Consider the following 1,932-nt stretch of genomic DNA (forward strand, 5'->3'; position numbering starts at 1 on the left):
AGGGTTGCGGACGCGGGATATCTATATCCCCGATCTCCACATCGACACGATCAAGATAAAGACGCGGGATTTCCGGTGACACCTTGGCGGGGACGAAAGTCCCCGGCGAGATACCGCTCCTGACTTGTAACGGTCGAAGAGGATGCTGATGTGAGCTTCATGCCGAACCAATGCGTCAGGGTCATCGACCTCGAGACGGCCGGACATGGAAAGCAGGACGTCTGCGAAGTCGGATGGCAAGACGTGGTCGCCGGTCCCGACGGCCAATGGCATGTCGCTCAAGAACGGGGATCCTATCTTGTCAATCCGGGCCGCCCGATCTCGCCCGACACAATGGCCATCCATCACATCCGGGACGAGGACGTCGCCGATGCGCCATTCTGGAAAGAGGTCGCACCGTTAGCCCTGCGGCCGCAAGGCGGCGCCAATGTGCTCGCCGCTCACCGCGCGGCCTTCGAGCAACGTTACTGCACGCCAAACCTAACCGGTGGAGCCCGCTGGATCTGTACATGGAAATGCGCATTACGGCTGTGGCCGCAACTGCCGCGCTTTTCGAACCAGATGCTGCGCTATCAACGTAAGCCCGAAGGGCTCATCCATGAGCTCGGTCTCCCGGCGCACCGAGCCATGCCTGATGCCTATGTGACCGCCCACCACCTGCGCGACATGTTGAACGAAGCCTCTCTGGAACAACTGCTCGCCTGGAGCCTCGAGCCCGGACTCCTGCCGCGAGTTCCCGACGGACCGCATCGCGGCAAGGGCTGGGTTCAACTCAACGGCGACGCCTTGCAGGAACTAGCAAGCGCTCGCGATGCCGACGTGCGTTTCAGTGCCAGGATGGAACTAGAGCGGCGCGGAGATGTAGACGTTATTCCGCCGAGGGAACCTGCACAGCCCTCGCTTTTGTAACGTCGGTGGCGAGAATTCTCCTGACCCGGAACAGCGACAGGGCAGGGCGAGTTGTTTCTTCCGTTCGACCCGGAACAGAACGAAAGCGGCATGGTGAACCCCGGCGAATGACACTCCCAGCTTCCCAGCGCTCGATCGAATGGCCATTGGCGTCATCGGCGACGCTTGGCTCGGTTACCCGTATGAAGGGGCTCGAGCGTGAGTTGCGGCGTCGCCTTCCCCTCGCGTTCCGAACCGATGTCGCCGTCGAGGCCGGGCGCGTCCTGCTATGCATGCCCGAAGCCGAGCCCGGCGAGCTCAGAGCTGCATCCGAGCAAGTCGGCGAGGCGCTGGCGAAGGTTGCCGATCTCCCCGTGCTCCCGCGGGAGGTCGAGGATATTCTCTCGATCTCTTCTCGAGAGCGACACAAATGGCTGAAAGACGGACGCCTCAAGAGCATCGGGACACGCACGGTCAAACTGCGCGGACGCTCAAAGGCAGTGACGTTTCACGTCTTCGATCCTCGGCACATCGAGGACGTTCTGAATGGCGACTTGCCCGTGCTGTGGAGGGATGAGGATGCACAGGCTGTTGTCGAAACCCGCCGGCGGGCGGCCGCCAAGGCCGCGCTAACCCGAGCTGGCAAAGGCAAACGCAAGACCGGTGGCAGGTCAAGCGAGCCTGATGTGCACGCATCACTGGAAGGATGGGACGCCTTCGATGCGGAAGGTCTGCTACGCTAACTTATGCGTCATACACTTCGGCCATAGGGCGGGACCGAGCTGCTCCGGCAAAACGCTAATCGCAACCTACGCATCGGCGGCGAGTGGATTCATCGCTCTCGCTAGCCGGCCAAGCGCTGCCTCACTGAGTTTGCGCAGGAACCGGACGATGTCCCGAAGCCTCGCGCCATGCGGCATCCAGACAGAGCTTGAGCCCATTCCGAACCGCGGCCGTCAGCTCAACATCCTCTCCTGCATCAGTCGTACCGCGCATGGCCAAACGGCCTATTTCTCGATTGATGGCATCATATAGCGTGGAATG

3 protein-coding genes are annotated in these 1,932 nt (G+C 61.6%); 2 read left to right on the forward strand and 1 reads right to left on the reverse strand.

The features are described from left to right. Nucleotides 1–159 precede the first annotated feature (159 nt). Nucleotides 160–909, forward strand: coding sequence for an exonuclease domain-containing protein (locus B6S44_RS06490; RefSeq protein ID WP_129155960.1), 750 nt, complete (start codon nucleotides 160–162; stop codon nucleotides 907–909). Nucleotides 910–1,091: 182 nt separating this feature from the next. After that, nucleotides 1,092–1,631 (forward strand): hypothetical protein, encoded by a 540-nt coding sequence (locus tag B6S44_RS06495; protein ID WP_349236365.1) that lies wholly within the window; start codon nucleotides 1,092–1,094, stop codon nucleotides 1,629–1,631. A gap of 121 nt (nucleotides 1,632–1,752) precedes the next feature. On the opposite strand, the gene B6S44_RS29610 is transcribed toward B6S44_RS06495, so the two are convergent. Beyond that, on the reverse strand, nucleotides 1,753–1,932 hold a 180-nt coding region (locus B6S44_RS29610; RefSeq protein ID WP_206735091.1), incomplete at its 5' end, for a hypothetical protein.

Source organism: Allobosea sp. Tri-44 (assembly GCF_004123845.1).
GTDB lineage: Bacteria > Pseudomonadota > Alphaproteobacteria > Rhizobiales > Beijerinckiaceae > Allobosea.

Coding starts and splice junctions, on each gene's coding strand:
- B6S44_RS06495 (WP_349236365.1), top strand. CDS start 1,092: ATGAAGGGGCTCGAGCGTGAGTTGCGGCGTCGCCTTCCCCTCGCGTTC.
- B6S44_RS06490 (WP_129155960.1), top strand. CDS start 160: ATGCCGAACCAATGCGTCAGGGTCATCGACCTCGAGACGGCCGGACAT.